The sequence below is a fragment of the Cognataquiflexum aquatile genome, from assembly GCF_003316845.1.
Lineage (GTDB): Bacteria > Bacteroidota > Bacteroidia > Cytophagales > Cyclobacteriaceae > Cognataquiflexum > Cognataquiflexum aquatile.
The window spans coordinates 1,055,052-1,081,600 of the sequence record NZ_QMIK01000001.1 but is presented as its reverse complement, the minus strand read 5'-3'; the positions used below and the strand labels follow the sequence as shown (position 1 = coordinate 1,081,600).

The window sequence follows — 26,549 nt, the reverse complement described above, 5'->3', positions numbered from 1 at the left end:
TTGCGGAAGGGGGACCACAAATGTATGAAATAAAATAGATAATCCGAAAATAGTCAATAGGTTAGATGAAAGCCAAAGAAATCAGAAATTTATTTATTGAATTTTTTGAGTCCAAAAAACACCAGTATGTCCCTTCCTCGCCGATAGTGGTCAAAAACGATCCCACCCTGATGTTTACCAATGCCGGTATGAATCAGTTCAAGGATTATTTTTTGGGAAATGAAGATCCCAAATTCTTGAGGGTGGCCAACAGCCAAAAATGTCTGCGGGTTTCGGGTAAGCACAATGACCTCGAAGAAGTGGGAGTGGATACCTACCACCATACCATGTTTGAGATGTTGGGCAACTGGTCATTTGGTGACTATTTCAAAAAAGAAGCGATCGAATGGGCCTGGGAATTGTTGACTGTAGTGTATCAATTGCCAAAAGACAGGCTCTATGTTTCGGTTTTTGGAGGTGATGCCGGAGACAAACTCGAAAAAGACATGGAGGCTTTCCAAATCTGGAGTGGAATCCTTCCTGAGAGCAGGATTATTTTTGGCAGCAAGAAAGATAATTTTTGGGAAATGGGGGATACAGGTCCCTGTGGTCCATGTTCTGAAATCCATGTTGACCTCAGGTCAGAGGAAGAAAGACAAAAAGTAAACGGTTACGAACTTGTCAACAATGACCATCCTCAGGTCATTGAAATCTGGAACTTGGTTTTCATGCAGTTCAACAGGGTTTCGGACGGAAGTCTGAAAGAACTCCCTGCCAAGCATGTGGACACGGGAATGGGTTTTGAAAGACTTGTGAGAGCCATTCAAAATAAATCTTCCAATTACGATACGGACGTCTTTACGCCATTTATTCAGGCGGTAGCTACCAAATCCGGAAAGGAATATGGGAAGGATGAAAAGATCGACATTGCCATGCGGGTGATTGTGGACCATATCCGGGCCATATCGTTTACCATTGCAGATGGTCAGTTGCCATCGAATAACAAGGCAGGATATGTCATCCGGAGGATTTTGAGAAGGGCAGTAAGGTATGGGTATACTTTCCTTGGCTTCCAGAAACCGTTTTTATATGAATTACTTCCTTTGCTAGCAGAGACTTTTGGGGATATTTTCCCTGAAGTAGCCGCACAGCAGGATTTTATAGCCAAGGTCATCATGGAAGAGGAAAACTCTTTCCTCAGGACTTTGGACAATGGATTGAAGAAACTGGATCAGATCAAAGAAGAAATGGCGGCCTCAGGTCAAAAAACCATTGACGGAAAAGTCGCTTTTGAATTGTATGATACTTTTGGATTTCCGCTTGACCTAACTTCTTTGATTGCGCGGGAAAATGGCCTCTCGGTAGATGAGAAAGGTTTTGCGGTCGAGATGGAAAAGCAAAAAACCAGGTCAAGGGCTGCTGCAGAGCAGGAAACCGGCGATTGGGTTATGGTTGGAGAAGATGAGGGTGTGGAATTTATAGGTTATGATTATCTGGAATCCCAAAGCAGGATTGTCAAATACAGGCAGATCAAGGATAAAAAAGGAGACAGGTTCCAACTGGTCTTGGACAGGACGCCATTCTATGCCGAAAGCGGTGGACAGGTAGGAGATCAGGGTTTCTTGCAATCTGACATCGAAAGCATCCAAGTCCTTGATACTAAAAAAGAAAATGACCTGATCGTCCATTTTGTGGACAGGCTTCCTGCCAAACCTGAGGCGGTTTTCTCTTCTAGAGTCAATGGAGAAAAGCGGAAATTGAGTATGAACAACCACACTGCCACCCATTTGTTGCATGCAGCCCTCAAGCAAGTCTTGGGAGACCATGTGCAGCAAAAAGGATCATTGGTCAATGAGGAAATCCTCCGTTTCGACTTTTCCCATTTTGCGAAGCTCACAGAGGAAGAAATATCCCAAGTGGAAAGCATTGTGAATACAAAAATCAGGGAAAATATTGCGCTCAACGAGCAGAGAAATGTGCCTATTGCAGAGGCAAAAAACCAAGGGGCAACAGCCTTATTTGGAGAGAAATATGGAGAATTTGTAAGGGTAATTACTTTTGACAGGAATTTTTCTGTGGAACTCTGCGGCGGTACACACGTATCATCCACAGGTGTGATCGGTTTGTTCAAAATCATTTCAGAAGGGTCCATTTCGGCCGGTGTGAGAAGGATAGAAGCGATTACTGCTGAAGCTGCGGAGGCTTATGTCAACGATCAGTTCCAATTGGTAAAGGAAATTCAGGAATTGCTGAAGAATCCCCGGGATGTCAAAAAGTCCATTGAGGCACTTATTCAGGAACGCAATGACTTGAGAAAAGAACTGGAAGCACTTCATACCCAACAGGCGGGAGCACTAAAGGGAGATTTGATCAGAGCAATTGAGCAGGTAGGAGGAACGAATCAGATCATTGCACAGATATCCATGCCTTCGGCAGATGCTTTGAAGAAACTGGCTTTTGAGCTTAAAAATGAGGTTGACAATGTCATCGCAATTTTGGCGGCTGAAATCGACGGTAAACCTCAAGTAGCTGTTTTGATCTCTGACAATCTCATCACTGAAAAGTCACTGAATGCAGGATTATTGGTGAGGGAACTGGCAAAAGAAATCGATGGAGGAGGAGGGGGACAACTTTTCTTTGCTACTGCGGGTGGTAAAAATCTTGCAGGATTGCCGTCGGTTTTGGTCAAAGCCAAGTTGCTTCTGGGTAAGATATAATAGAATATGAGGCTCCAAATTTGGTTTTAGGCTATTTTGAATCCAATTTTAGGGCGATTGTAATACAGAATAAAAAAGAAAAGATGCTTTCTGCAGAAGTAAAAAACAAATATGAATTGGTCATTGGACTGGAAGTACATGCCCAGTTGCTGACACAGAGTAAGATGTACACTTCTGATTCCACAGAATATGGAAATCTACCCAATACACATATTTCAGTCATTACCCTTGGTCATCCGGGAACCCTTCCCAAGGTGAACAGAAAGGCTGTGGAATTTGCCATCAAGATGGGTTTGGCCTGTGATTGCGAAATCACGAGGCATAATATTTTTGCAAGGAAAAATTATTTCTATCCTGACCTACCAAAAGGATATCAGATCACTCAGGATAAAAACCCCATCTGTGTTGGAGGAATTGTTCCCATCACTATGCCTGATGGCAGCAAAAAAACAGTTGCTCTTACCAGAATCCACATGGAGGAAGATGCCGGAAAGTCCATGCACCTTGCAGGTGAAGTGGATACATTGGTGGATTTCAACAGAGCCGGAGTTCCGTTGATTGAAATCGTATCAGAGCCGGATATGCGCTCCTCGGATGAGGCTTATGCCTATCTGGTAGAGATCAAAAAGCTCGTCAGGTACCTTGATATATGCGATGGGAATATGGAAGAAGGTTCTTTGCGCTGCGATGCCAACGTATCTGTAATGCTAAAAGGCTCCACTGAATATGGCAAAAAGGTGGAGGTCAAAAACATGAATTCCTTCAGAAATGTCGTTCGGGCGATTGAGCACGAGTTTGAGCGTCAGGTGGAAATGGCAGAGGCCAATATTGAAATCATTTCAGAGACAAGGACTTTCGATGCGGCGACAGGCCTGACTGCCAGTATGCGGACCAAGGAAGACCTTAATGATTACCGGTATTTTCCTGAGCCTGACCTTAGTCCTGTTATCGTATCAGAAGAATGGCTTGAAAGTGTCAAGGCTTCCATGCCGGCACTCCCCCGTGAATTGCACCATAAGTTTATCAACCAATACGGTCTTTCGGAATATGATGCCGGAGTGTTGACTGACAGCAAAGAAATAGCACTCTATTACGAGGAGGTTTGCCTATTTACCAAAAATTATAAAGGTGCCGCCAATTGGGTAATGGGACCTGTGAAATCCTACCTGAATGAGCTTACCCTTCATATTTCTGATTTCCCCATTTCAGCCAAAAGTCTTGCTGAACTCATCGGTATCATTGACGAAGGAAAGATTAGTTTTTCAGTCGCCTCACAGAAAGTATATCCTGAAATGTTGCTTAGCAAAACCAAACGTCCTATTGAAATCGCGCAGGATCTAAATCTCATCCAAGAAAGTGATGAAGGCTCCTTGATGCCGATCATAGAGACAGTTTTGTCAGAAAATGCAGCCAAGGTAGTTGAATACCGTTCCGGGAAAAAAGGCTTGATGGCCATGTTTATGGGTCAGGTGATGAAAAAATCCCAAGGCAAAGCGGATCCAAAAGTTGCCACAAAATTATTGACTGAAATACTTGAAAATTAATATGAAGAAGCTATTCATAAATTTCTTTGCCCTGTTGACGGTTCTTGTAGTCGTATCCTGCAGCAAAATTGGGAAGCAGGAATTTGACGGTACCGTGAAAGTGTCAGGAGAAGTTAAAAACGCTCCTGAAGGAAAAATAGAGATATATAAATTTGTAGACCAAAGCACCGAGATCATTAGCGAAATTCCAATGGGTTCGGGGGGCGATTTTGAGTATGACCTCAGTCTTGAAGGTCCGGGATTTTTTGAATTACATTTTATGAATCAAAAAATTGTCAAGCTCGCGCTTTACGCTGAGGATGTGCAGGTATCCTATGATTTCAATGATGAAGCAAGCCTCAAGGTAGAAGGGTCGGAAGATTCTCAAAACCTCCAAAAAATAGAAGCGCTACTCACTGATTATCAAAAAACCGTCAATGATCTGAATACAGCTTACTTTGAAGCCATGAGCAAAAGAGATCAGGAGGCTATCAAGTCTATTCAGACCACAGCCATGAATCTCGAAGATACCCAAAGCCAAAAAGTGAAAGTTGTCATAGAGGGTATGAAGGATAGTTTTGCTTCCATGGCCGGAATAGCCATGCTGAACATCAAAAATGATTTCCAGTTTATTGATGAATTGGTGAAAGGTTTGGATGAAAAATACCCCAACACCAAGATGATTACCTCTCTTTTGAATCAGCTTGATGATATGCGGGCGCTGTCTATAGGACAAGTTGCTCCCGAGATCTCACTTCCCAATCCCAATGGAGAGCTGATCAAACTTTCAGATCTGAAAGGAAAGTATGTCCTGATAGATTTTTGGGCAGCTTGGTGCAGGCCCTGCAGGGAGGAAAACCCAAATGTGGTCCGCCTTTACAACCAATACAAAGAACAGGGATTTGAAGTTTTCGGCGTGTCTTTGGACAGGACCAAAGAAGCTTGGGTCAAAGCAATTGCAGATGATAATTTGACGTGGACACATGTCTCAGATTTGAAATATTTCAATTCAGAAGCAGCTGCAACATATCAGATCAATGCCATCCCCGCAACATACCTTCTCGATCCTGAAGGCAAGATTGTCGGAAAAGACCTTCGTGGGGCTAGTCTGGAAAACAAACTGAAAGAAATATTTGAGTAAAACAGGTAATTTTTCCGCAGGATAGTTATTGTACATGAGGGTCAGTCGGCTTATTTAAGATTTTTTACCGACTATACTATCTATCTTGATAAAAAAAGGAATTTTCAATTAGATTTGTACGCGGTTAAAAAATGTCGTTTTTTGCAAGAAGACTACAAAATTTATCGTGTAAAATCAAAAAATCTGCTTTCAAGATTGTTTGAAAAAGCAAAGCTAATTTCCCAAATCATTTAAATTTATTAAACTAATCAATTAACTAAACATGAAAAAAAGAACCGCCAAATCAACGCTAAGCAGGGTACTTACCATTGCCTTGTTTGGTTTGCTTGCCCTTGGAGCTTGCAAAGGAAAAAAGAAAGTAGTCGCTGCGCCTGAACCGGCTCCGGTTGAGGAAGTGAAGCCAACACCTCCACCACCGCCACCCGCAGGTCCTTCAGCAGAAGAAGTTGCGGTCAGCAAACTTGAAAATTATTTCAATAGCATTGCAGGTTCTTCCAACCTAGACGCTGCTAACAGTTCTATCCAAGATGCAAAAGGAATGTTTTCCAATCCTTCCACTCCGGTATTGATTGTAATCCATGAGGCAAACGGTATCAAAGATTACGATGAGCCAACCACGATAGAAAAATACCTTAACTATCTGAAGGACACCAAGAAAAACCTGAACTTCATTTCTGATATCAGACTTGATGGTAACGGAAAAGTTTCTGAATTGGAATTGCGTCGTAAAAAATAATATTCACCGAAAAATCATTCAATAATGAAAAAATATATCCCTCTTTTCCTGATGCTCTTTTTTGCTTCAGCGACCGTTACGTTGGCTCAAACTGACAACATCAGCCCTGCAAGAAAGCAGGCAATAGATTCCCTGGCTTTGGAAAAAGTGAAGGATCTTAGTAAATATATCAGCATCATTGGCAGCAAGGAAACACAATTCTCAGAGGCCAACCGCGTTATGGACAGGGCTGAAGAGCTATTTGCTCCTGAAGCTGAGATGGGCGTATCCTCATTGAACCGCAAAGAGATCGCCTACTACAAAGTCAGAAACTATTTCGAAAGATTGATGGCTTTGAATTACGACCGTGTCAATATCACCTGGTATGATATTCACTATATCAGTGATCTTGAAAGACAGCCTGATGGACGTTATGTAGGTGTTATCACTGTTTACCAAAGATTTGAAGGTACTTCTATCGAAACAGGCCTGAACTACAGAGACACGACCAAAAAAGATATCACGATCTATGTTGAGAAAAAGCAAACACAGATCGCAGGTAGGACAATCGAGTTTTGGGATGTGATGCTTGGAGATATCCGCGTGACTGAAACCGCTGCATGAGAAAAATAATTATTGTAATAACATTATTGATTACTTCCTTTGGAATGGCACCGGGGCAGGGCTTGTTCAGCCCCGGTTCCCCCAAGGATGATGGCAGATTTGCCGCTTCGACCAAGCAGGTCAATCAATTTTTAAGAAGATTCAACGCCGAAGAAAGCCAAGATGGCAGCAAAAGATATTATTCGGGCGATGCCTTGTTCAGAGACAGGGAATTAAGAGGAAAATTTATCAGTATTCTTTTTGACAATGAAACCTCGGGGATTTCAGGCCAGATGAAAACCGAGTTTATGAAAGATGTACTTTCAGAATCACAGCCCCAATTTTTGAGTTTTCATGAAGGCGAGTGGTTTGCGGAAGTATTGGCAGTTTTCCAATACAAGGGCAGAAGTGAAAATGTGACCCTGTTTCTAAAGATCCAGCCTGAAGGATTGGGATATGAATGGGTTATAGATAAAGTAACCTTCCAGCCTTTCAAAGATATTTTCAATAAGCCAAGCGGGACGGACAAAAGTTTTATCCACCCTTTGAGCCATGAGCTTGGTTTTATGAACCTTCGCAAAGCATTTGAAAACTCTGACACACCGGAATCATATACCCCCAAGGAGTATGTTCCTGATTACCTTACCTTGTTTTTATATGAACTAAAAAAAGGTAGCATCAAATTTGAAACCATCTCTGATGTAAAGTTTCATTTCTTCCAGATTGACAATTGGTATTTTGAATTGGACCAGTTCAACAGGCCCGGATTCAATACAGGATGGCTGATAGGAGATTTGGTAAAATTGAAACCCGGCGACAAAGAGACTATATTAGACTTTATTTATGACCAGAAATAGACAACTTATTCTTTTTATTCTGCTTTTTTTGGGAAATTCCCTTTCAGGGTTTTCACAAGATTTGGGAGGTTATTCTAAAGCAGATTTAAAAGATCTTACCCAAAAAGTGGAGGATCAGGTACAGTTTTTGGAGTTTTTTTTGAATACACTTGGAAGCAAGGATACTCCTGCCCGTGATAAGGATGTAATCATCAGGGAGAGTTATAAAAAGATATTCAGGGACGGCAAAGTCCAGGTAGAGGATGACCTACTGCTTGACAGGAAAGTAATTACCAACAAAGATGTTACCGCCTACCTCAAAGACATTGAGTTTTTTTTCAATGAAGCGAGTTTTAAATTTAAGATCCGTGAGACCAAACCGTTTTTGAGAGAAAATGGCGAGTTGTCATTTTTAGTTTCCATGGACAGAACCTTGACTGCAACAGGCCTCAACAAAGAAAAAATCACCAATACCAAACCCAGGTTTATAGAAGTCAATGTAGACAAAAAGTCTAATGAATTGAAGATTGCGAGCGTCTACACCACCAAATTAAGCCGGGATGAGGAACTGAAAGAATGGTGGGCTACATTATCCTACACTTGGGAATCCTATTTCAGAAGTAAAATCGGCATAGCGGATGAGGATTCAATCACAGTTGACCAACTTTACAAAATCAGTGCGATTGACTCCATTGATTTTTCAGGCAATGAATACCTCACAGAGCTTTCACCGATCGAGGCGCTCAGAGACCTGAAGTATATAGACATCAGCAATACAAAGGTAGAAGTGCTGAATCCGATCAGCAATGTCACTTTCCTGAGTCACCTTAATATTTCAAATACACCTACAAAGGACATCCAGTTTATCAAATACTCTGACAAACTGGAATTTCTTGACATTTCCAATACGCTTATCGAAGATATCAGTGAACTCGGTAACCTGAAGAACCTTCATACCCTGAAGGCTGTCAATACGCCGGTTATTTCCTACAGCGTTTTGAATTCGATGCAGGCTCTTACCAGACTTGAACTGAACAACAGCAGTTTCTCAAGTATGGAGGATATTCAGGAACTTAAAAGCCTGAAATACCTCAATGTGAGTGGGAACAATCTTTCTAATCTTGACCTGATGGCAGGGCTTTCAGGCTTGGAGGTGGTCAATTTAAGTCAAACCAACATTGTAGATTTGACTCCTTTGGCCGGTATTCCTTCCCTCAGGATGGTCAATATCAACAGCACGGCCGTTTCGAACATTGCTCCTTTGGATAATAGGCCCAACCTGAAATTGCTTTATGCTGACCTTACTGAAATCTCGGTAGAAAGTGCAGAAGAGTTTGCCAGAAACAACAGGAATGTATTGCTGATACACCATGTCGAAACCTTGCAGTCGTGGTGGTCCGGGTTGTCGCAGGAATGGAAAGAGGCTTTGATAGCTGTAAACCCTAGTCTTGGCATTCCTTCACCTACGATAGAAGACCTTATAAGTACTTTGGGAAATGATTCTTTGAATGTGTCCGGTACCGGCATCACCACGCTGAATCCTGTTTTGAAATTTAAGAATATCAATTATTTGGCTTTTGATGACAATGAGGTTACTGACTTGCTTCCTTTGGCAGAAGTGAAAACCCTAGAAATCATTTCGGGTAAAAACACAAAAGTAAAAGACCTTCAGCCTTTGACCGGATTGGACAATCTCACAAGCATTGATCTCAGGGATAGCCCGGTGACGGGTTTTGGGATGTTGAAAAATCTCCCAAAACTGACCTACCTGAACCTTGACAATTCAGAAATAGACGCTGCCGAAATTCCTGATTTTCTAGCAACCAATCCTAAAATCAATATTATCTATAGGTCTGCCCTTCTTGAGCAATGGTGGGATTCTATAGATGATGCCTGGAAGTCAGCATTGAAAAAAGCTTATGGAAAAGACAATTCAGATCCTGCCCCTGAAACTTTGCATCGCTGGACCGCACAACCCGAATTGAATGTAGATAACTTTCAAATCTCAAGTTTGCAGGCACTTTCCGTTTTTGTCAATTTAAGAAAACTGTCTATTTCAAATGTTCCGATGACGGACATCTCAGGTTTGAGTGAACTGAAATTATTGGAAGAATTGAAAATCTCTCATGCTCCCGTTGCCGATTTATTGGTTCTTCCTGTTTTGACAAACCTCACATCGCTTGATTTGTCTTATACCGCAATCGAGGACCTGAGGCCATTGGGTCAGCTGACCGGGCTTAAAACCCTGGTGCTTACAGGAACCAATATCACTGTTTTGAGGGGCTTGGAGACACTTTCCAATCTGGAAAAATTGGATATCGGTGGTACCAATGTAAAATCCTTAAAGCCTGTACAAGGGATTAATCTTAAAGAATTGAACTGTTTCAATACCCGTCTCAACCAAAGGGCAGTTGATGCCTTCAAAAAACTGAACCCGGAATGTGCGGTTAAGTTCTATTGAGAGGAGATTAGTGAGAGGTGAAAAGTATCAAGTATCAAGTGAAAAAGGTAAGAAGTGAGAGGTAAGAGGTGAAAAGTATCAAGTACTAAGTATTATGATAAGGCGCTCAAATCATTTTTTCACTACCTGATCCAGGCTAAGTCGGAGGATGTTTCCCATGTTTTTACATTCCAAAAATCTTGGATTTTTATAGTGTTTTGCCAGTTCCTGTTTCAGTGACTCGGTATTTTCAGGAGTCGAAATGGTGTCTGACTCCATAGTGTCCAACAAATCCTCCATTTCTTTTTGGGAGCTTTTCAGCCTGTTTGCAATAAGGGCACGCTCCTCTCTTTGGTATTGCGCCATTGATTCAGGAGTGATGTGCTTGATTCCCATCTGGATCAGGCTATTGTTTTGTTTGAAATATTGAGGCAAATAGATTGATTTTTTGCCTTCATAGGATTGTTGGTCAAAGTCAATTGCGCGGATCCTATAATGTGTTTCCTCAAAATCAGGGGTGATATCTACCACAAAATTTGAGGAATGCATGTCTCCAAGAAGCCTTACAAAACACCTTTCATTGAATTTCACAAATTCCTTTGCCAACCGGATTGGATTCTGAATACTTTCATTGATATACTGTTTCATAAACTGCTCCCCGGGAATTCCGGCAATATGTTCTTCTATCAGGGTGTTCTGATGTACCAGATAATTGATGCGGTTAGGGGAGAGGAGGTGTTCCAGCTCCAATCCATAAATCCTTGAAGCGTCCGCATTTTTTACATAAAAGTAATCGAAGTTATCATTGATCCTGTTGACGATCCGAACCCTAAAAGGCTTGGTATTGCCATAAACGCAAAGGTCTACCCTGTCCACATACAAGTGCTCCATGACAGACATGTCACCTTGAGCCTTGAGAATGGAATATATTTTTTTGACATTGTAATGGATTTCTGCCCTGTCAGATTCGGCAAAAAAAACCGTTTCCCACAAGGTGTCTTTTCCCTTGGAATCATAAAGCGCTATGGAAGTGCTATACCTCAAAAGGTCATTGTACTGGATCGGGAAATCCACCTCCCGCCCGTAGGTTTGGAGGAAAACCCTCAATTTGGCAGAAATGGGATAGATGATTTTCTTTTTGCTGATCAGGGCCATAAGGCGGGATGTCAAGATTGGACCATTTCTTTTTCTTCCTTGGTTAGGTTTTTGTCAAAAATGAAGGGTCCAAAAGGGAGAATAGAAACAACCAGTGCGAAAAATGTTTTACCAAAATTCCATTCCAGTTTGTGTGCAGTCGGAAATACAACATAGATATATACGACAAATAGCAACCCATGCACCCAACCGACATAAGTCACTGCCAAAGGAATGTCCATCATATACTTTAATGGCATGGCAATAAACAGCAAAATCAGAAAAGACAAGCCTTCGAGGATACTGATCAACCTAAACCGCTTCAGCCATTTGGCTTTTTCTTCTATCGTTTTCATTTCTATTTTTTTGTGATGTTGAACAAGACCTGCAGCTCTTTCCAAAGGGCTTTGCGGAGGTCGAGGCTTTCAGAGATCTGCTTTAAATCATCTGCAAAGAGGTATTCGATTTCATCCTCTTGGTGTACTTCATACGTTTTTTTGACGGACATCATGATTTCATGTCTGACTTTTCCAAATACGATGATCTTATTGGGATTCAGGGCAGTGATGGAGGACATGGTGGTCAATTCGGTATCTTCAGAATTCGCCAAAGCAATGTCTTTCAGGGAACAAGATACAGCTCCCAAAATCTTGAACAAATAATCAGAAAGGCTGCTTTCCAGGGATTTGCCTTCATAGATCACTAAAATCCCTTTTTCGAAGCCTCCTTCATATTCCAAATGCACAGGTTCCTCCCCAAATTCCTCTTCTTGATACAAGGAGTTTTCTTCCAATTTTGGAGGTGTCACAAAAGTAAGGAGTTGGTTTTTTTCTTCCGGAAGGACATAAATTTCATTATCCAAAATCATTCCCAATTCGTGGATAGTCATATTTTCCATGTGCCTAAATTGATTAAAAAAAGGGGGATTGCAAAACGGAATTTGAAAGATAGGGATGTAAAAAGCGGAAATTTAAGGGGATAACTGGAAAGAAGTAAGTGAATGGATGTTAGGACCGGATATGGAGAACAAAACGACCGAAAGGATGGTCGTAAAAAGACTTTCTGACACCAAAACGGTTAAACCAATTGTAGCAAATACAACTTTTTCAACTTGCCCTTACTCCTAGATATTCCTACTCACTGCCTTTATTCTCCTCAAAGCCAAATATCGATTTGAGTTCAACGGCATCTTTTGGGTCCATTCTTTTTGCGAGTACCAACCTCAGCTGCCTTCTTCTCAATGCTCCTTCATACAATTCTTTTTCCTCGGGTGTCTCAGGGATGGCTTCAGGCACTTCTATTGGACGGCCGTTTTGGTCTACTGCCACAAAGGTGAAAAATGCCCTGTGCGTCAGGATCTTTTTGTTGGCAGGAATATCTTCTGCCCAAACCTCGATGAATACTTCAATGGAAGAATTGAAAGCCCTCGTTACGCGTGACTTTAGGGTCACTACATTGCCTAGCGGGATGGGGTGCTTAAAAGAAATGCTGTCTGCAGAAGCTGTAACTACGATTCTGTTGGAATGCTTTTGCGCAGCAATTGCCGCTACAATATCCATCCAATGCATCAATTTTCCGCCCATGAGGTTGTGAAGGGTATTGGTATCGTTTGGCAATACCATTTCCGTCATAATCACTTCAGACAGCTTAACAGGTTTCTGTTTTGGCATAAAAGTTAATTTTTTTGTAAAAATACAAAACGTTTTTCTTTCAATGAAAAATTAAGGGGTTGAATTCAGTATAAAATTTGGTTATTTCCATCCTTCCATTCCCAAGAGAGGTACAAATGCAAAGTTGTCAAATTCCTCCTGTTCGATTTTTGTTTCGGTGATTTTGGTGAGTTTCATCATTTTCTGTGACTTGCGGTCACCTACCGGGATCACCAAAATCCCACCCACTTTCAATTGCTTCAATAAGGAATTTGGGACAACAGGTGCGCCGGCTGTCACCAGAATTTTGTCGTAAGGGGCTTGTTCAGGAATGCCTTTGGAGCCATCCCCAAAGTAAAAATGCAAGTGGATTCCCAATTTGGCCATAAACTTTTTGGTCCGGTCAAAAAGCTTCTTCTGGTATTCTATGGTATGCACCTCCGCTCCCAACAAATGCAGGATAGCACCCTGATACCCTGACCCTGTGCCGATTTCCAACACTTTGTCACCCGGTTTGATTTTGAGCAATTCGGTTTGGAAGGCGACAGTGTATGGTTGGGATATCGTCTGACCTTCCCCGATAGGGAATGCCTTGTCTTCGTAGGCGTGGGAGTCTAATGCTGAATCAAAGAAAAAATGCCTTGGAAGGGTGTTGATGGCATTCAAAACAGCCTCGTCTTTGATTCCTTTTTGTCGGATGATTTTTACCAATTCTTTTCGCTGACCTTTATGGCGGTAGCTATCCTCTAATTTTAACATGGGTGGATGGTAATGGGAAACTTTTGTAAACGATGCGAAGTTAAGGGATAAATTGGCTTAATTTGAACCGATTTCATTGCTTTGAAGCTTATTGTCTGAAATATTGACCACTTGAATTTAAAATATGTTTACAGGAATTATTGAGACATTGGGAACAGTCACCGGACTCACCAAAGAAGGAACCAATGTCAGGTTTGATATTTCATCACCGATTACCGCTCAACTCAAAGTAGATCAGTCTGTTTCCCATAATGGCGTCTGTCTGACTGTGGTTGCGGTAGAAGGAAATACCTACAGTGTAACTGCGATAGATGAGACCCTGAAAAAAACCAACCTTAAATCTTGGGCCATTGGTAAAAAAATAAACTTGGAACGCTGCATGCCTTCCAACGGCAGGTTTGATGGACATATAGTCCAGGGTCATGTCGATCAGGTCGGAAAAGTAGGTGGGATTGCCGAACAGGATGGTTCGTGGATTTTTGATTTCTCTTTTGATCCCCACACCGGAAATGTAACAGTTGAGAAGGGTTCCATTACGGTAAATGGTACTAGCCTGACCTGCTTCAATTCTAAAAACGGGAAATTTTCTGTGGCCATTATCCCCTATACCTATGAGCATACCAACTTCCATGAACTGAAAGTTGGAGATGAGGTAAACCTTGAGTTTGATATAATTGGCAAATACATCCAAAGAATCATCAGAGGTTACGCAGACTGATTCAGTCAGTTTTGATTTTTTCTATTTTCCATTTTGTCTTCACAAAATGGTAGATGTATTGAAAAAGGTGATATCCTGTAATGCCACTGACAACCCCCACCAAGCCTCCGACAGCTACATCTCCCGGATAGTGTACACCAAGGTAAATCCTTGTGTACGAAAAAAACACCGCCCAAAGGAATAGCCATTTTATGGCAGGAAATTTAAAGGAAAGCCCAAAATACATGGCAGTCGCTATGGCAAAACTATTGGCTGCATGGGAGGAAGCAAAGCCGTACATGCCCCCGCATTTGCCATAATTGTGGATCATGCCATTCAACAAAACTTCATGGCATGGCCTTAGTCTTTCGAAAAAAGGTTTCATCAATGCTGATGTGATTTGGTCTGCAAGCATGACCGCAAGCAACACGCCCAAGATTACCCACCAACCCTGTTTGCCGTGGGCCTTAGCGACCAAAAAAATCAAGAAAATATACAGCGGAATCCAAGGATAAGTTTGGGTCAAAAAGTACATGACAGGATCCAGAAAATCCGAGTGGTATTGGTTTAACCACAAAAAAAGAGCCTGATCCCATTCACTGATTTTTTCTAGCATGTTTCAATAACCCAATAACCATTAACCAATTTTTATATACTGACCCAATCAATCTCTTTTTTCAGATGGTCGAGGGTGAACGCTTCTTTTGAGCCCGTAGAGGGCTGATGCATGTATTCCCAATTGGCCATGGGAGGCATACTCATCAGGATGCTTTCCGTTCTCCCATTGGTATCGAGTCCGAATTTGGTGCCTGCATCCCACACCAGGTTAAATTCAACATACCTTCCGCGACGGAGTGCCTGCCATTTTTTCTCATTTTCTCCGTAGGGCAAAGATTTGTTTTTGGCCATCAAGTGGCGGTAGACTTTTGGAAAAAGGTACCCGACAGATTTCACAAACCCAAACACTGAATCCATCTCTTTGGCATCATGGCTGGTCAGTCTGTCGAAGAAAATGCCGCCGATTCCTCTTGTTTCATTCCTGTGTTTGATAAAAAAATAATCATCTGCCCACTTTTTGAATTTTGGGTAGTAGTCTAGATTAGATTGATCGCAGGTGGCCTTTACCTCTTGGTGAAAGTACCTTGCGTCTTCGATGTCCACATAATGAGGGGTAAGGTCAATTCCTCCCCCAAACCATCTCACGCCATTGCTCATTTCAAAATACCGGATGTTCATATGGATGATCGGCACCATTGGGCTTTCGGGATGAATGACAATAGATACGCCTGTGGCATAAAAATCCGCCTTTTCCAGATTGAGCTTTTGAAGGATTTTGTCCGGTGTGGGACCTTCTACAGCGGAGAATGCCACCCCGCCTTTTTCTATGACATTGCCATTTTGGAAGATACGAGTCCTACCTCCTCCGCCTTCTGCCCTTGTCCACTTGTCTTCCTGGAATTTCCCTTTGCCGTCCTCTATTTCCAGTTCCTTACAGATGTGGTCCTGAATGTCCATGAAGTCACTGGTGATTTTCTCTTTCTCTAGCATTTTTCTATTCCAATTCTATTTATTCTTCGATCTCAAGAACTTCCAATATCTCCGCCAACTGGTCAAAATCCTTAAGGCCCGGTTTGATTTCTTCCCCACCTTCAAGGGCAATTCCTTTGATGCCTGTATCTTCTATTATTTCCCCAATTGTGTCAGGTTCAATCCCAAAACCAAGCAATACATCCACCGAAGAAGCTAAAGTTTTCAGTTTTTCAATGATAGAACTATCCAAATCCAAACTATTGGACACGAGGTGCAAGACCACACCAAAATCCTTGAAAAATTGTGCTTTGGCAATCAGGTCATCCAAGTCCTCTTCTGTAGATAGTTCCTTTTTGAGTATGATTCCAAAAGAAGAATTGACCAACATCCTCAAATAGATTTCCTCTTTTGTTTCTATAAAATTGATCCCATTGTATTCCTGGACAAGTGTCAGGATTTTCTCAGGATGGGTGCTTTCAAATTCAGCTACAAAATCAACCCCTGATAGCCAACCGGTGATTTCATTGAATTTTTGGGAAGAAGTAAAGTTTTTGCTTTTTTCTTCCAGATCAAATCCGATCAGATTGACATACATTCCTGCACAATACCTGGCATCTGATAGGTTGGTAACTGCACTTATTTTTACAAAGGAACGGAGAGCCATGTTGGTGTTTTGATGATTTTTGGATGCTAAGGTAGAAATTTCAGGTTAAAATTGTATTTTTGCAGACGTCTAGAACTCGCTTATGCTTAAGATTCACCCACTTTACTTTCTTAGCCTAATTGCTTTTTTATTTTCATGTACAGAGACTGAGGAGCCCGATTCTGATTTTGGATTGGATTATCAGCCTTTGGAAGTTGGTCTTTTCTGGGAATACGAGGTCAATGAAACGATCGTATTTGGGGAAAGTGACGAAGAAAGCAGTACCTATTTTTTGAGAGACAGGATCATTTACACCTATCTCAATGTCGAAAATGACCTCGTCTATGTCCTGGCTAGAGAGAAATCTTCCGATGGGACGGAATGGGCCATCATCGGAAATTATCTGATGCAATACCGCAACTTGGCATTATTAAGGACTTTCGAGAACAAAAAGACCGTCAACTTGGTTTTTCCTCCAGAATTGGAGAAAACATGGGATGCCCAAATCTTCAATTCCGGTAATCCCGATGAGTATGAAATTTCCTTTTTGGGAAAGGTCGAAGTTGGCCAACAGTCATTTTCCAAATCACTGAAAGTACTTCAGGAGGAAGATGATGATGAAATCACCTTCAGGGATAACCGTTATGAGGTTTTCGCCAAGGGTGTTGGCTTGGTGGAACAATATTATGAAGTATTTACCTATTGCTCCAGGAATGACTGCCTCGGACAAAAGATCGTAGACTCGGGGAGGTTGACCCATTTAAAAATCAAATCGTATGGCAAACTTTAACCGCCTCATTTTTTCTCTTTTCTGTTTTTTTATTGTTTCCATTTCCTATGGGCAAAACAGGTACGCCGTTCATTTTAAGTTTAAGCCTCAGGATACATTTTCCCTCAGCCGCCCTTCTGAGTTTTTGTCTGCAGCATCTCTTGCGAGAAGGGCAAAGTTTCAGATACCTGTTGACAGCCTTGATTTGCCTGTTTCTTCCAAATATGTATCCGGATTATCTTCCAAATCAGCCAAAATCCTTTACCCGATCAATTGGCTGAATGCGACTGTGGTGGAGGCTACTGCCGAAAACATCAATGCCATCGCCGCACTTCCCTACGTTGAAAAAGTGGTCTTGGCAGCTCCTGGCCAAAGTTCCAATGGGAGATCCGGTTTTGGATTCGATGCAAAAGTCGGTGCTAGTTCTCCCAATAAGACAAATGCCAAAACTGCGGCCACACCCTATGATTTTCAGAATGAACTGATCGGTATTCCGGCCATGCACAGTGAAGGATACAAGGGCAAGGGGATTACCATTGCGGTATTTGATGCAGGCTTTCCCGGTGTCAATACCATTTCTGCTTTCGCACATTTGTTTACCAACAACCAAATTGTCGCTACCAGGGATTTTGTCCATTTAGCAAACGGAAATGTTTATAATTTTAACCAGCATGGTACAAATGCCCTTTCTTTGATCGCTGCCAAGCAGGAAAACCTATTGGTTTCGGGTGCACCTGATGCCAAATATATCCTTGGAATTACTGAAGACGTTCCCACAGAATACAGGATTGAAGAATACAATTGGGTCAGGGCAGCAGCTTGGGCAGACAGTCTTGGCGTGGATATCATCAGCAGCTCTTTGGGTTATTGGGATTTTGATGATCCCAGCATGGATTACACCAAAGCCAGTTTGGATGGCAAAACCTCTACCATTACCAAAGGAGCCGATATCGCTTCTAAGAAAGGTATTTTGGTCGTTACTAGCGCCGGGAATTACGGTTCAAGGGGTGTAACTTCTATTATTGCTCCGGCAGATGCAGAAGGAATTTTATCAGTCGGTGCAGTCAATGCCGACCTTGCTCGGGCAGGATTCAGTTCACAGGGACCAACTGCGGACGGCAGGATCAAGCCTGAAGTTTCTGCGTTTGGCAACAGTGCCCAAGTGATCCGTTCCAACGGAACATTGGGGCCGTCCAATGGTACTTCCTTTTCTGCTCCCCAGATTGCGGCTTTGGCGGCAGGATTGTGGGAGGCGCGTCCCGAGTGGTCCAAAGAAGATCTGATCAATTATATTCTGAGAAGTTCCAGTCAATTTGACAAACCGGATAACCTTTTGGGATATGGAATTCCTGATTTTTCCAAAGCCTATTTTGGTGAGATTTTGAGCATTTTGACTTTGGAAAAAGAGAGTGATTTTAAGGTTTATCCCAATCCGTTGAATGGAGGAGATCTTTTTGTTCAGTTTGGAAAAAGCCTCTCGGGAGAATTTTCTCTTTATGACATCAATGGCAAAGAAATCCAAAGAATTGATATCCAAAGAGCTTCTCTCAATCAACCCTTTGAGATCAGTTTGCCGATGATTCCAAAAGGCATGTTTTTGGTTCAAATGCAGTCCGGCAGAGAAGTCAAAAGGACAAAATTGTTGAAAAGGTAAGGGGCGAAGTTATTTTTTTATTTCCTTTGCAGGCGATTCCAAAACCAAATCCATCCATGCCTGTCCAAATTGCACCTTCCGTACTTGCGGCTGATTTTGCCAATCTCCAGAAAGAAGTAGAAATGCTCAATGCCTCTAAGGCAGACTATATCCATGTGGACATCATGGACGGTGTTTTTGTACCCAATATTTCGTTTGGAATTCCTGTTACCGAAGCGATTCATAAGCATGCCACAAAACCTTTGGATGTGCATCTGATGATAGTGGATCCTGATAGGTATCTGGAAGCTTTCCAAAAAGCCGGAGCACACATCATTTCGGTGCATTTGGAGGCCTGCAACCACCTTCATCGGACTTTACAGGCCATCAAAGCCCTCGGTTGCAAGGCAGGTGTCGCGATCAATCCACATACTCCTGTCAGCATGTTGGAGGAAATCATTCAGGACATAGACCTTGTCTGTGTGATGTCAGTCAATCCGGGTTTTGGGGCCCAAAAATTTATCGAACATACCTACCAAAAGGTGTCACAGCTGAAATCATTGATCTATAAAAGAGGAACTTCCACCCTGATAGAAATCGACGGGGGAGTAAACCTGAAAAACGCCCCATTGCTGATCGCAGAAGGAGCGGATGTGTTGGTTGCAGGAAATTTTGTGTTTTCGGCGACGGATCCGATTCAGACCATTCATGAACTCAAAAGTCTTTGAATGAGGCAAATGTCCAATTTCCTTTTATAAAAGATATATTCCACTTAACATTTTTTATAGCATTTTTAGGACTGTTATTGTTGTAATCAAGGTGGTTAGCACGTTTATTGGAATATCATTCACAATAAATACTAACCAAAACCATTTAAAGATGAAAAGATTATTCGTATTGGCATTCCTGATTACCGGATTGATAAATTTTAATTCCTTCGCACAAGAGGCGACAGAAGAGGTGACTGAAGAGGAAATTTTGAAATTTGCTACGATGGAAGAATCTGTATCCAACTTTTTGGCTGAAAAGCAGAAAGAATTGGTGGAGATGATTAAAAGCGATTCGACCCTCGGCGGAGCAGGAAGGTACAATGAGATCAAGGCTGCTTGGGGTAATGAAGAAAAATTGGCAGAGGTAAAGATTACAGAAGAGGAGAAAGCTGCTTTTCAGAAAATCCAGGATTTTATGGATTCCTTGGGGGAGTCTGTGAAAAATTACAAAGTCGAATTCATCAAAGATCCCGAGAAATTGGGGGCAGCGACCTATAACAAAATCATGAAAGCAAAGAGCGCAGATCCAAGTTTGAATGAAAAAATCAATGCCCTGATTACCGAACTCAAAGAAAAACGGGCATCAGGAGTAGGGAAAGTGTAATATTTAGAGTCAGCAAAACCGAAAGGCTTCCAATATTGGAGGCCTTTTTTGTTTTAATCAAGGTATTGTTTTTAATTTCGGTTTCGTTATTATCCGTATGAAGAAATTAATTGCGCTGTTTGGAATATTGTTGTTGGGCTTCCAATTTGCCCAGGCACAGGATGAAGATATTTTTGGTATAGATTCCAAAGCCAAATCCAAAACAAGAAAGAGCCAAAGCAATATTGGGAATGTCGTCAGAAATGCCATGGGAAATTTCAGTTTTGAAATTTTTACCGGAGGGGCTTTCCATATGAATGAAATGGTTTTTACCTCCCTGTCACCATCCCTGTACCCCATCTCCCAATTTCAGAACATTGAAGTTCCCCAGCAAGTCACAGCCGATGATACCCTTACTTTTTCGAGAAATAACTTTGCCGTACCGATCAATGCAGCTGTAAAAATCAACCTTTTCAATACCCTGACCCTCGGTGCGGGTTATGGAAGGGAATTTGGGCAGATGGATAACCTCCGGTCCGGAGATTTTGAGTTTCAGTTTCAGCAGCAAAGTTATACGTTGGACCGGGCTTTTGGGTCCATAGGATTGGTGTTATACGATGCCAACAAGAGGGCTAAGTTTTTGCAATGGAAATACAGGGCATTTGATTCGAACAATATCATGATGCAGTCGGAAAAAAACCAGAGGATCCGGCAGATTTATCCTTGGAGGTTTATCGCTGAAAGTGAATTTGGAAATGTCTACATGAGAAAAAACTTTGATCCTTTGATTAATACAGACAACCAGTCTTTTTTCAATATTGCGTTAAGGGTGGAAAAAGAATTTTCGGAATACACCAAGTTTTTTGTTAAAACCGGTGCCGAATTCCGAAACTACAATTATCAGACAGAAATTCCGGAAGAATTTCAAACCATCGGTCAAAATCTTTTTTTTGCACAGTTTGGACTTTCGATCAGCCTGCCAAGTACAAAGAGGTGCAAAGTACCCGGTTGCGGGGTAGTAATGAAGCACTTACACGGCGGAGTGGAGTATAGGGGAAGCTCGATTTTCCACCAACAAAACCGTAGGGTAGGACAGTGGTATTGAGGCCAAATCAAAAGCTTCCCCAAGATTGGTTTACCTTTTTAAAACCGTATTCTTTTTATTAACTTGCAGGCTTATTGATCACCTTTTAAAATATGGCGCAAGGAGAAAACGAGAATATAATCCCCATTAATATTGAGGATGAAATGAGAGGAGCGTACATCGATTATTCGATGTCAGTCATTGTTTCAAGAGCTTTACCTGATGTAAGAGATGGCCTTAAGCCTGTTCACAGAAGGATACTTTTTGGTATGCAGGAATTGGGTGTGATGCATAACAAACCCTACAAAAAATCTGCAAGAATAGTTGGAGAAGTATTGGGTAAGTACCACCCGCATGGTGACTCTGCTGTATACGAGACCATGGTCAGAATGGCCCAGCCTTGGTCCCTCAGATACCCTTTGGTGGACGGCCAGGGCAACTTCGGTTCCGTCGATGGAGATAATCCTGCTGCGATGCGATATACCGAAGCCAGGCTCAAAAGAATTGCGGAAGAGTTGCTGATTGATATCAATAAGGAAACGGTTGATTTTCAGTTCAATTTTGATGATTCCTTGAAGGAACCGGTTGTATTGCCTGCTAAAATCCCGGCACTTCTATTGAACGGTACATCCGGGATTGCAGTGGGTATGGCCACCAATATGGCCCCCCATAACTTAGGTGAAGTTGTCAGCGGTATCATCGCTTTTATCGACAACAGGGACATCACCATTGCTGAACTCATGGAATTTATCATTGCCCCTGATTTTCCTACAGGAGGCATAATTTATGGTTATAACGGGGTAAAAGCAGCTTTTGAAACAGGACGTGGCCGTGTAGTCGTAAGAGGCAAAGCAGAAATCGAAACCAAAGACAACGGCAGGGAAGCCATCATCATCTCTGAGATCCCCTATTTGGTCAATAAGGCCAATATGATCGAGAAGACTGCCGCTTTGATCAATGAAAAGAAAATAGACGGCATCTCAGCCATCAGGGACGAATCTGACCGTCAGGGAATGAGGATTGTGTATGAGTTGAAGAGAGACGCGATATCAAGTGTGGTATTGAACAACCTCTACAAGCAGACGCAGTTGATGACTTCTTTTTCGGTCAACAACGTGGCCCTTGTCAAAGGACGTCCACAGACCCTGAACCTGAAGGATATGATTTTCCACTATGTCAATCACAGGCATGAAGTGGTCATCAGAAGGACAGAATACGAACTGAGGGAAGCAGAAAAGAGAGCCCACATCTTGGAAGGTTATCTGATTGCATTGGACCACTTGGATGAAGTGATTTCTCTGATCAGGAGTTCAAGGGACCCTGAAACAGCCAGGAATGGCTTGATGGAAAGATTCAGCCTGAGCGAGATTCAGGCACGCGCCATTTTGGACATGCGTTTGCAGCGTCTTACCGGCATGGAAAGAGAGAAAATCCAGGATGAGTACAATGAGATCATGACTTTGATTATTGACCTTAAAGACATTTTGGGAAGTGAAGAGCGTAGGATGCAGATCATTAAGGACGAACTCAATGAAATCAAAGACCGGTACAATGATGCCAGGAGGACGACCATCGAGCACAACGCCGAAGATTTCAGCTATGAAGACATGATTCCAAATGAGGAGGTAATCATTACCGTTTCCCACCAGGGTTATATCAAAAGGACAGCATTGACGGAATACAGGTCACAGGGTAGAGGAGGAGTTGGTTCAAGGGGTGCCATTACCAAGGAAGACGATTGGACAGAATACCTGTTTACAGCTTCCACCCATAATTACCTGTTGATTTTTACCGATCTAGGTAAATTATTCTGGCTTAAAACCTATGCGATTCCTGAAGGTGCCAAAGCAACCAAGGGAAGACCGATACAGAATTTGATCAATATAACACCAGAAGATAAAATAAGGTCAATCATTCAGGTAGGGGATTTGAACGATATAGATTATATCACCAACAACTACCTTGTGATGGTCACCAAGAATGGGATTATCAAAAAAACGACTTTGGAACAGTATTCACGCCCAAGGACAAATGGAATTATCGCCCTGAATATCAGGGATGAAGACCAGTTGCTCAGGGTAGAAATGACCACAGGCGATTCCCATATCATCATTGCGGCCAAATCAGGCAGGGCGGTCCATTTCCATGAGTCTACAGTACGGCCTATGGGTAGGACGGCTACCGGGGTTAAGGCAATAACGTTAACGGATGTTAACGACGAAGTGGTTGGCATGGTATGTGCTGCGAGGGAAGATGCGACGCTTTTGGTAGTTTCACAAAAAGGCTATGGAAAGCGGTCCCTGATAGAAGAATACAGGATTACCAACCGTGGAGGAAAGGGTGTAAAAGCCATGAACATCACAGACAAAACGGGATATCTTGTCGCTATCAAGGAAGTGGTAGACAGTGATGACCTGATGATCATCAATAAATCAGGAATTACAATCAGGACTCCTGTGTCGGAATTGAGAGTGATGGGAAGGGCTACACAAGGGGTGAGGTTGATCAAATTAAGCGAAAGTGATGAGATTTCGTCAGTCGAAAAAATCACTAGGGAAGAAGACGAGGAGGTTGAAATTGCACCAGAATCATAATCCAAAACTTATAATTGAACCAATACAGAACCAAATAATTAGCAAAAAAGAAAACAAATGAAAAAGGTAATCTTATCATTGGCATTGGTCGCAATTGCGTCAGGTGCTTTTGCCCAGAAGAAAGTCGTCAGCTCAGCCGAAAAGAACTTCAAAAAAGGAGATCTTGAAGTCGCCCTAACGGAGATTGATGCAGCGCTAGAAAATCCGGAAACCAAGGATAACCCGGAAACTCCACTACTCAAAGCCAGAATTTTGACAAAAAAATTCGGTCAGGATTCTTCCAATGTAGCCTCTACTGTAGAGACAGGTAGGGCGGCACTTGCACAGTTTACCAAGGCCATGGAAATGTCAGGAAACGATAAAGAAAGTAAAATTGGCAAGGAAGTATACAAGGAAGAAATTCCTGATCTTCCTGAGAACTTTAAGCCTTACTCTATCAGAACCTTAAAAAATGCCGCATTTGAGAAAGCCCTTACGACTTACGAAAATGAGGACATGGAAATGGCTTATGAGTTCTTCAACCTGATGTCTGACATTGATCCGACAGATACGACCTCTTCATTCAATGCAGGCTATATTGCCAACGACCTTGGTAAATATGAAGATGCAAAGAAGCAATTCAAAAAACTGATTGAGATCAAAGAATATAACAAGCTAAGCTCCTATTATCTATTGATCCAAATTATCAGTTCAGAAGACAAGAATCCTGAAGAGGCTTACAAATATGTAACCCGCGCCAGGGCTGATTATCCGGATGACAAAACCCTTTCTGAGTTTGAAGTACAGTTGTTGCTTCAAATGAACAAAATGGATGAGGCAATGGCTTCTGTAAAAACAGCTTTGGCTGCTGATCCAAACAATCCTGGTTTGTTGTTGAGATACGGTTACCTCTTGGAGCAATCAGGAGATATGGACGGTGCTTTGGTAGAATACAAAAAATCTGTAGTCGCTGATCCAAACTTCTTTGAAGGCAATTACTATACAGGTGCAATCTACTTGGAACAGGCCAAAGCAATTTTGTCTAAAATCAATGATTTGTCTGATGCGGAATGGGAGAAAAATGCTCCTACGATGACCAAACAAGCGGAAGGTCTTTATGCCGAAGCAGTTCCTTATTTCGAAAAAGGATTGTCTCTGAAGCCTGACAATGTGGAGATCATGGAAATTTTGTACAATGTCCATGTGAGATTGAAAAACACCGCAGAGGTTGAAAAATACAACAAAATGCTGGTTGCCAAATTAGGTGCCGATTGGATGGAAAAGTAATTTTCCCCCTCTAAAAATAAGAAAGGAAACCGCCAGAAATGGCGGTTTTTTTTGTTGGTGCCAATCCATTTTGTTTACTCCGATTAAATAGTCATTTTTGAACACCCAAACAAAAACTTCTTTCTAAAAATGCCTTCAAATCGATTGGTCAGCGGATTGATTTTCCTGATGATTTTTCCTGTCTGGTTTGCCAATGCATCGTCATCTTTAGATTCTACTGCCCGTAATCCAAAATTCCAGAAAAATCTTAGCCTGTTGTTTGAGACAGGTCCGATGATTCCCAAAAACACCGATTGGGGGGAATTCATCAACAACGGGTTGAACTATACCGCTCTGGATCTCCGTCTTGGCTTTAAGAATACCAGAAAGAATCTTTATAATCGGATTTACAAGTATCCGACTTATGGTTTTGGACTTTATACCGCCACGTTCAAAAATGACTATATCGGCAAACCGAACGCTGTTTATGCCTATGCGGATCTTCCGTTTACCAAAACCTTCCTGAAAGGCAGGTTGAGCTACAGTTATTTTGCAGCTTTCGGGTTGGCATTTAACTTCAAACCCTATGACCCTGATTCTAATCCGATTAACCAATTTATCGGTTCTTATAGAAACGGTTATGTCCACGTAGGTTTTACTATGCGGTATGCCCTTTCTCCTTGGCTGGATTTGGAAACAGCTTTTGGACTGAAACATTTTTCCAACGGGTCAATCAAAAAGCCCAATTCCGGACTTAATTTCATTCCATTTTCCATCGGACTCAGGTCAACCCTCAACCGTGCATATTTTGATCAATCCAGTCTGTCTGATATTCCAAAATTCATTCCAAACAGCCATGTGAATCTATGGGTTTCTGCAGGAGCCAAAAATTATGAAATCGGTGGTGATGTCTACATGAAGTGGGGCTTCAGCGTCAATTACCTCAAGCAGAGGGGATATAAACTCAGGTATGGACTCGGTATGGATATGTTTTATGCCGCCAATGGAACTTTGCCCGGCAATTGGGAAAAGAGCGGGTTTATGGACAAAGCCTCTTTTGCCATTGTCGCGTCCGGAGAATGGGTACTGAAAAAGAATTTCTCCATTCCGTTGGGAATTGGGGTTTACATGCACCGGAATTATTTCAACGACGAACCAAGTGCCTATTATGAAAGGGTGGGGATCAGGTACAGATTTTCCAGGCAAATGTTTACCGGAATCACCCTCAAAGCACACGGCTTTAAGGCAGACTTCTTTGAATGGACCGTAGGGTATGCTATTTTCAAGGATAAGAATTCGTATTGAGTTTATAGCGCTCGGTCGATAGTCCATAGTCAACACCCTCAACAGAAAATGAATCTTAATCAAAATTCTTAGACAACAAGTGAAATAGTTAATAAATATTATGTATGTCCGCCTTCATTCCCAGTAAGTGATTTCTCACTTCAAATCATATCAAGAAACCGAAATATACGACCCATCCCGTCCCTCCGAGAGACTTCCGA

At 42.0% G+C, this 26,549-nt stretch carries 24 protein-coding genes; 16 read left to right on the top strand and 8 right to left on the bottom strand.

What is annotated here, in order from left to right; genetic code table 11:
- The first annotated feature begins 65 nt into the window (after positions 1–65).
- The 7 genes from alaS to DQW11_RS04370 all read left to right on the top strand — a co-directional run bounded on the left by alaS (position 66) and on the right by DQW11_RS04370 (position 9,975).
- A complete protein-coding gene (gene alaS, locus DQW11_RS04400) occupies positions 66–2,696 on the top strand; it encodes an alanine--tRNA ligase (protein ID WP_113922764.1) in 2,631 nt (876 codons plus the stop codon).
- Between the two features lie 83 nt (positions 2,697–2,779).
- Positions 2,780–4,240 (top strand): Asp-tRNA(Asn)/Glu-tRNA(Gln) amidotransferase subunit GatB, encoded by a 1,461-nt coding sequence (gene gatB, locus DQW11_RS04395; protein WP_113922763.1) that lies wholly within the window; start codon positions 2,780–2,782, stop codon positions 4,238–4,240.
- 1 nt (position 4,241) lies between these two features.
- The gene (locus DQW11_RS04390) at positions 4,242–5,360 is read left to right on the top strand and encodes a peroxiredoxin family protein (RefSeq protein ID WP_113922762.1); all 1,119 of its coding nucleotides are present in this window, start codon (positions 4,242–4,244) and stop codon (positions 5,358–5,360) included.
- 262 nt (positions 5,361–5,622) lie between these two features.
- Entirely contained in the window at positions 5,623–6,096 is a 474-nt protein-coding gene (locus DQW11_RS04385) for a nucleoid-structuring protein H-NS (RefSeq protein WP_113922761.1), read from the top strand.
- Between the two features lie 24 nt (positions 6,097–6,120).
- The gene (locus DQW11_RS04380; RefSeq protein WP_113922760.1) at positions 6,121–6,699 is read left to right on the top strand and encodes a hypothetical protein; all 579 of its coding nucleotides are present in this window, start codon (positions 6,121–6,123) and stop codon (positions 6,697–6,699) included.
- Positions 6,696–7,535: a hypothetical protein gene (locus DQW11_RS04375; protein WP_113922759.1), complete on the top strand. Its 840-nt coding sequence runs from the start codon at positions 6,696–6,698 to the stop codon at positions 7,533–7,535. Before DQW11_RS04380 ends, DQW11_RS04375 begins: the two co-directional genes overlap by 4 nt.
- A complete protein-coding gene (locus tag DQW11_RS04370; RefSeq protein WP_113922758.1) occupies positions 7,522–9,975 on the top strand; it encodes a leucine-rich repeat domain-containing protein in 2,454 nt (817 codons plus the stop codon). The genes DQW11_RS04375 and DQW11_RS04370 overlap by 14 nt, the downstream gene beginning before the upstream one ends.
- A gap of 111 nt (positions 9,976–10,086) precedes the next feature.
- On the opposite strand, the gene DQW11_RS04365 is transcribed toward DQW11_RS04370, so the two are convergent.
- The 5 genes from DQW11_RS04365 to DQW11_RS04345 form a co-directional block, all read right to left on the bottom strand.
- The gene (locus tag DQW11_RS04365; RefSeq protein WP_113922757.1) at positions 10,087–11,109 is read right to left on the bottom strand and encodes a hypothetical protein; all 1,023 of its coding nucleotides are present in this window, start codon (positions 11,107–11,109) and stop codon (positions 10,087–10,089) included.
- Between the two features lie 11 nt (positions 11,110–11,120).
- On the bottom strand, positions 11,121–11,444 hold the full coding sequence (locus DQW11_RS04360; RefSeq protein ID WP_113922756.1) for a DUF3817 domain-containing protein: 324 nt from the start codon (positions 11,442–11,444) through the stop codon (positions 11,121–11,123).
- Between the two features lie 2 nt (positions 11,445–11,446).
- Positions 11,447–11,986 carry a hypothetical protein gene (locus DQW11_RS04355; RefSeq protein ID WP_113922755.1) on the bottom strand — a complete coding sequence of 180 codons (540 nt, stop codon included), beginning with the start codon at positions 11,984–11,986 and terminating at the stop codon, positions 11,447–11,449.
- A 235-nt stretch (positions 11,987–12,221) separates the two neighbouring features.
- Positions 12,222–12,758 (bottom strand): acyl-CoA thioesterase, encoded by a 537-nt coding sequence (locus tag DQW11_RS04350; protein WP_113922754.1) that lies wholly within the window; start codon positions 12,756–12,758, stop codon positions 12,222–12,224.
- A gap of 81 nt (positions 12,759–12,839) precedes the next feature.
- A complete protein-coding gene (locus tag DQW11_RS04345) occupies positions 12,840–13,496 on the bottom strand; it encodes a protein-L-isoaspartate(D-aspartate) O-methyltransferase (protein WP_113922753.1) in 657 nt (218 codons plus the stop codon).
- A 124-nt stretch (positions 13,497–13,620) separates the two neighbouring features.
- On the opposite strand from DQW11_RS04345, the gene DQW11_RS04340 reads away from it, so the two are divergent.
- The gene (locus DQW11_RS04340; RefSeq protein ID WP_113922752.1) at positions 13,621–14,214 is read left to right on the top strand and encodes a riboflavin synthase; all 594 of its coding nucleotides are present in this window, start codon (positions 13,621–13,623) and stop codon (positions 14,212–14,214) included.
- 1 nt (position 14,215) lies between these two features.
- Here the strand turns inward: DQW11_RS04340 and DQW11_RS04335 are convergent, their stop codons facing one another.
- Genes DQW11_RS04335 through trpF form a run of 3 tightly spaced genes read right to left on the bottom strand, consistent with a single transcriptional unit; the run spans position 14,216 to position 16,387 of the window.
- Positions 14,216–14,809 carry a phosphatase PAP2 family protein gene (locus DQW11_RS04335; RefSeq protein WP_113922751.1) on the bottom strand — a complete coding sequence of 198 codons (594 nt, stop codon included), beginning with the start codon at positions 14,807–14,809 and terminating at the stop codon, positions 14,216–14,218.
- A 32-nt stretch (positions 14,810–14,841) separates the two neighbouring features.
- A complete protein-coding gene (gene hemF / locus DQW11_RS04330; RefSeq protein ID WP_113922750.1) occupies positions 14,842–15,741 on the bottom strand; it encodes an oxygen-dependent coproporphyrinogen oxidase in 900 nt (299 codons plus the stop codon).
- 19 nt (positions 15,742–15,760) lie between these two features.
- Positions 15,761–16,387, bottom strand: coding sequence for a phosphoribosylanthranilate isomerase (gene trpF, locus DQW11_RS04325; protein ID WP_113922749.1), 627 nt, complete (start codon positions 16,385–16,387; stop codon positions 15,761–15,763).
- Positions 16,388–16,469: 82 nt separating this feature from the next.
- Between trpF and DQW11_RS04320 the strand changes: the two genes are divergently transcribed.
- The 8 genes from DQW11_RS04320 (at position 16,470) to DQW11_RS04285 (ending at position 26,349) form a co-directional block, all read left to right on the top strand.
- Entirely contained in the window at positions 16,470–17,156 is a 687-nt protein-coding gene (locus DQW11_RS04320) for a hypothetical protein (RefSeq protein WP_113922748.1), read from the top strand.
- Positions 17,143–18,789 (top strand): S8 family serine peptidase, encoded by a 1,647-nt coding sequence (locus DQW11_RS04315; RefSeq protein ID WP_113922747.1) that lies wholly within the window; start codon positions 17,143–17,145, stop codon positions 18,787–18,789. Before DQW11_RS04320 ends, DQW11_RS04315 begins: the two co-directional genes overlap by 14 nt.
- Positions 18,790–18,845: 56 nt before the next feature.
- Positions 18,846–19,496 (top strand): ribulose-phosphate 3-epimerase, encoded by a 651-nt coding sequence (rpe, locus tag DQW11_RS04310; RefSeq protein WP_113922746.1) that lies wholly within the window; start codon positions 18,846–18,848, stop codon positions 19,494–19,496.
- A gap of 151 nt (positions 19,497–19,647) precedes the next feature.
- Positions 19,648–20,142: a hypothetical protein gene (locus tag DQW11_RS04305; protein WP_113922745.1), complete on the top strand. Its 495-nt coding sequence runs from the start codon at positions 19,648–19,650 to the stop codon at positions 20,140–20,142.
- Positions 20,143–20,239: 97 nt separating this feature from the next.
- On the top strand, positions 20,240–21,226 hold the full coding sequence (locus DQW11_RS04300; protein WP_113922744.1) for a hypothetical protein: 987 nt from the start codon (positions 20,240–20,242) through the stop codon (positions 21,224–21,226).
- Between the two features lie 92 nt (positions 21,227–21,318).
- Positions 21,319–23,799: a DNA gyrase subunit A gene (gyrA, locus tag DQW11_RS04295; protein ID WP_113922743.1), complete on the top strand. Its 2,481-nt coding sequence runs from the start codon at positions 21,319–21,321 to the stop codon at positions 23,797–23,799.
- A gap of 57 nt (positions 23,800–23,856) precedes the next feature.
- On the top strand, positions 23,857–25,065 hold the full coding sequence (locus DQW11_RS04290) for a tetratricopeptide repeat protein (RefSeq protein ID WP_113922742.1): 1,209 nt from the start codon (positions 23,857–23,859) through the stop codon (positions 25,063–25,065).
- A gap of 129 nt (positions 25,066–25,194) precedes the next feature.
- A complete protein-coding gene (locus DQW11_RS04285) occupies positions 25,195–26,349 on the top strand; it encodes an acyloxyacyl hydrolase (protein WP_113922741.1) in 1,155 nt (384 codons plus the stop codon).
- Positions 26,350–26,549: the final 200 nt, after the last annotated feature.

Coding starts and splice junctions, on each gene's coding strand:
- alaS (WP_113922764.1), top strand. CDS start 66: ATGAAAGCCAAAGAAATCAGAAATTTATTTATTGAATTTTTTGAGTCC.
- gatB (WP_113922763.1), top strand. CDS start 2,780: ATGCTTTCTGCAGAAGTAAAAAACAAATATGAATTGGTCATTGGACTG.
- DQW11_RS04390 (WP_113922762.1), top strand. CDS start 4,242: ATGAAGAAGCTATTCATAAATTTCTTTGCCCTGTTGACGGTTCTTGTA.
- DQW11_RS04385 (WP_113922761.1), top strand. CDS start 5,623: ATGAAAAAAAGAACCGCCAAATCAACGCTAAGCAGGGTACTTACCATT.
- DQW11_RS04380 (WP_113922760.1), top strand. CDS start 6,121: ATGAAAAAATATATCCCTCTTTTCCTGATGCTCTTTTTTGCTTCAGCG.
- DQW11_RS04375 (WP_113922759.1), top strand. CDS start 6,696: ATGAGAAAAATAATTATTGTAATAACATTATTGATTACTTCCTTTGGA.
- DQW11_RS04370 (WP_113922758.1), top strand. CDS start 7,522: ATGACCAGAAATAGACAACTTATTCTTTTTATTCTGCTTTTTTTGGGA.
- DQW11_RS04365 (WP_113922757.1), bottom strand. CDS start 11,109: ATGGCCCTGATCAGCAAAAAGAAAATCATCTATCCCATTTCTGCCAAA.
- DQW11_RS04360 (WP_113922756.1), bottom strand. CDS start 11,444: ATGAAAACGATAGAAGAAAAAGCCAAATGGCTGAAGCGGTTTAGGTTG.
- DQW11_RS04355 (WP_113922755.1), bottom strand. CDS start 11,986: ATGGAAAATATGACTATCCACGAATTGGGAATGATTTTGGATAATGAA.
- DQW11_RS04350 (WP_113922754.1), bottom strand. CDS start 12,758: ATGCCAAAACAGAAACCTGTTAAGCTGTCTGAAGTGATTATGACGGAA.
- DQW11_RS04345 (WP_113922753.1), bottom strand. CDS start 13,496: ATGTTAAAATTAGAGGATAGCTACCGCCATAAAGGTCAGCGAAAAGAA.
- DQW11_RS04340 (WP_113922752.1), top strand. CDS start 13,621: ATGTTTACAGGAATTATTGAGACATTGGGAACAGTCACCGGACTCACC.
- DQW11_RS04335 (WP_113922751.1), bottom strand. CDS start 14,809: ATGCTAGAAAAAATCAGTGAATGGGATCAGGCTCTTTTTTTGTGGTTA.
- hemF (WP_113922750.1), bottom strand. CDS start 15,741: ATGCTAGAGAAAGAGAAAATCACCAGTGACTTCATGGACATTCAGGAC.
- trpF (WP_113922749.1), bottom strand. CDS start 16,387: ATGGCTCTCCGTTCCTTTGTAAAAATAAGTGCAGTTACCAACCTATCA.
- DQW11_RS04320 (WP_113922748.1), top strand. CDS start 16,470: ATGCTTAAGATTCACCCACTTTACTTTCTTAGCCTAATTGCTTTTTTA.
- DQW11_RS04315 (WP_113922747.1), top strand. CDS start 17,143: ATGGCAAACTTTAACCGCCTCATTTTTTCTCTTTTCTGTTTTTTTATT.
- rpe (WP_113922746.1), top strand. CDS start 18,846: ATGCCTGTCCAAATTGCACCTTCCGTACTTGCGGCTGATTTTGCCAAT.
- DQW11_RS04305 (WP_113922745.1), top strand. CDS start 19,648: ATGAAAAGATTATTCGTATTGGCATTCCTGATTACCGGATTGATAAAT.
- DQW11_RS04300 (WP_113922744.1), top strand. CDS start 20,240: ATGAAGAAATTAATTGCGCTGTTTGGAATATTGTTGTTGGGCTTCCAA.
- gyrA (WP_113922743.1), top strand. CDS start 21,319: ATGGCGCAAGGAGAAAACGAGAATATAATCCCCATTAATATTGAGGAT.
- DQW11_RS04290 (WP_113922742.1), top strand. CDS start 23,857: ATGAAAAAGGTAATCTTATCATTGGCATTGGTCGCAATTGCGTCAGGT.
- DQW11_RS04285 (WP_113922741.1), top strand. CDS start 25,195: ATGCCTTCAAATCGATTGGTCAGCGGATTGATTTTCCTGATGATTTTT.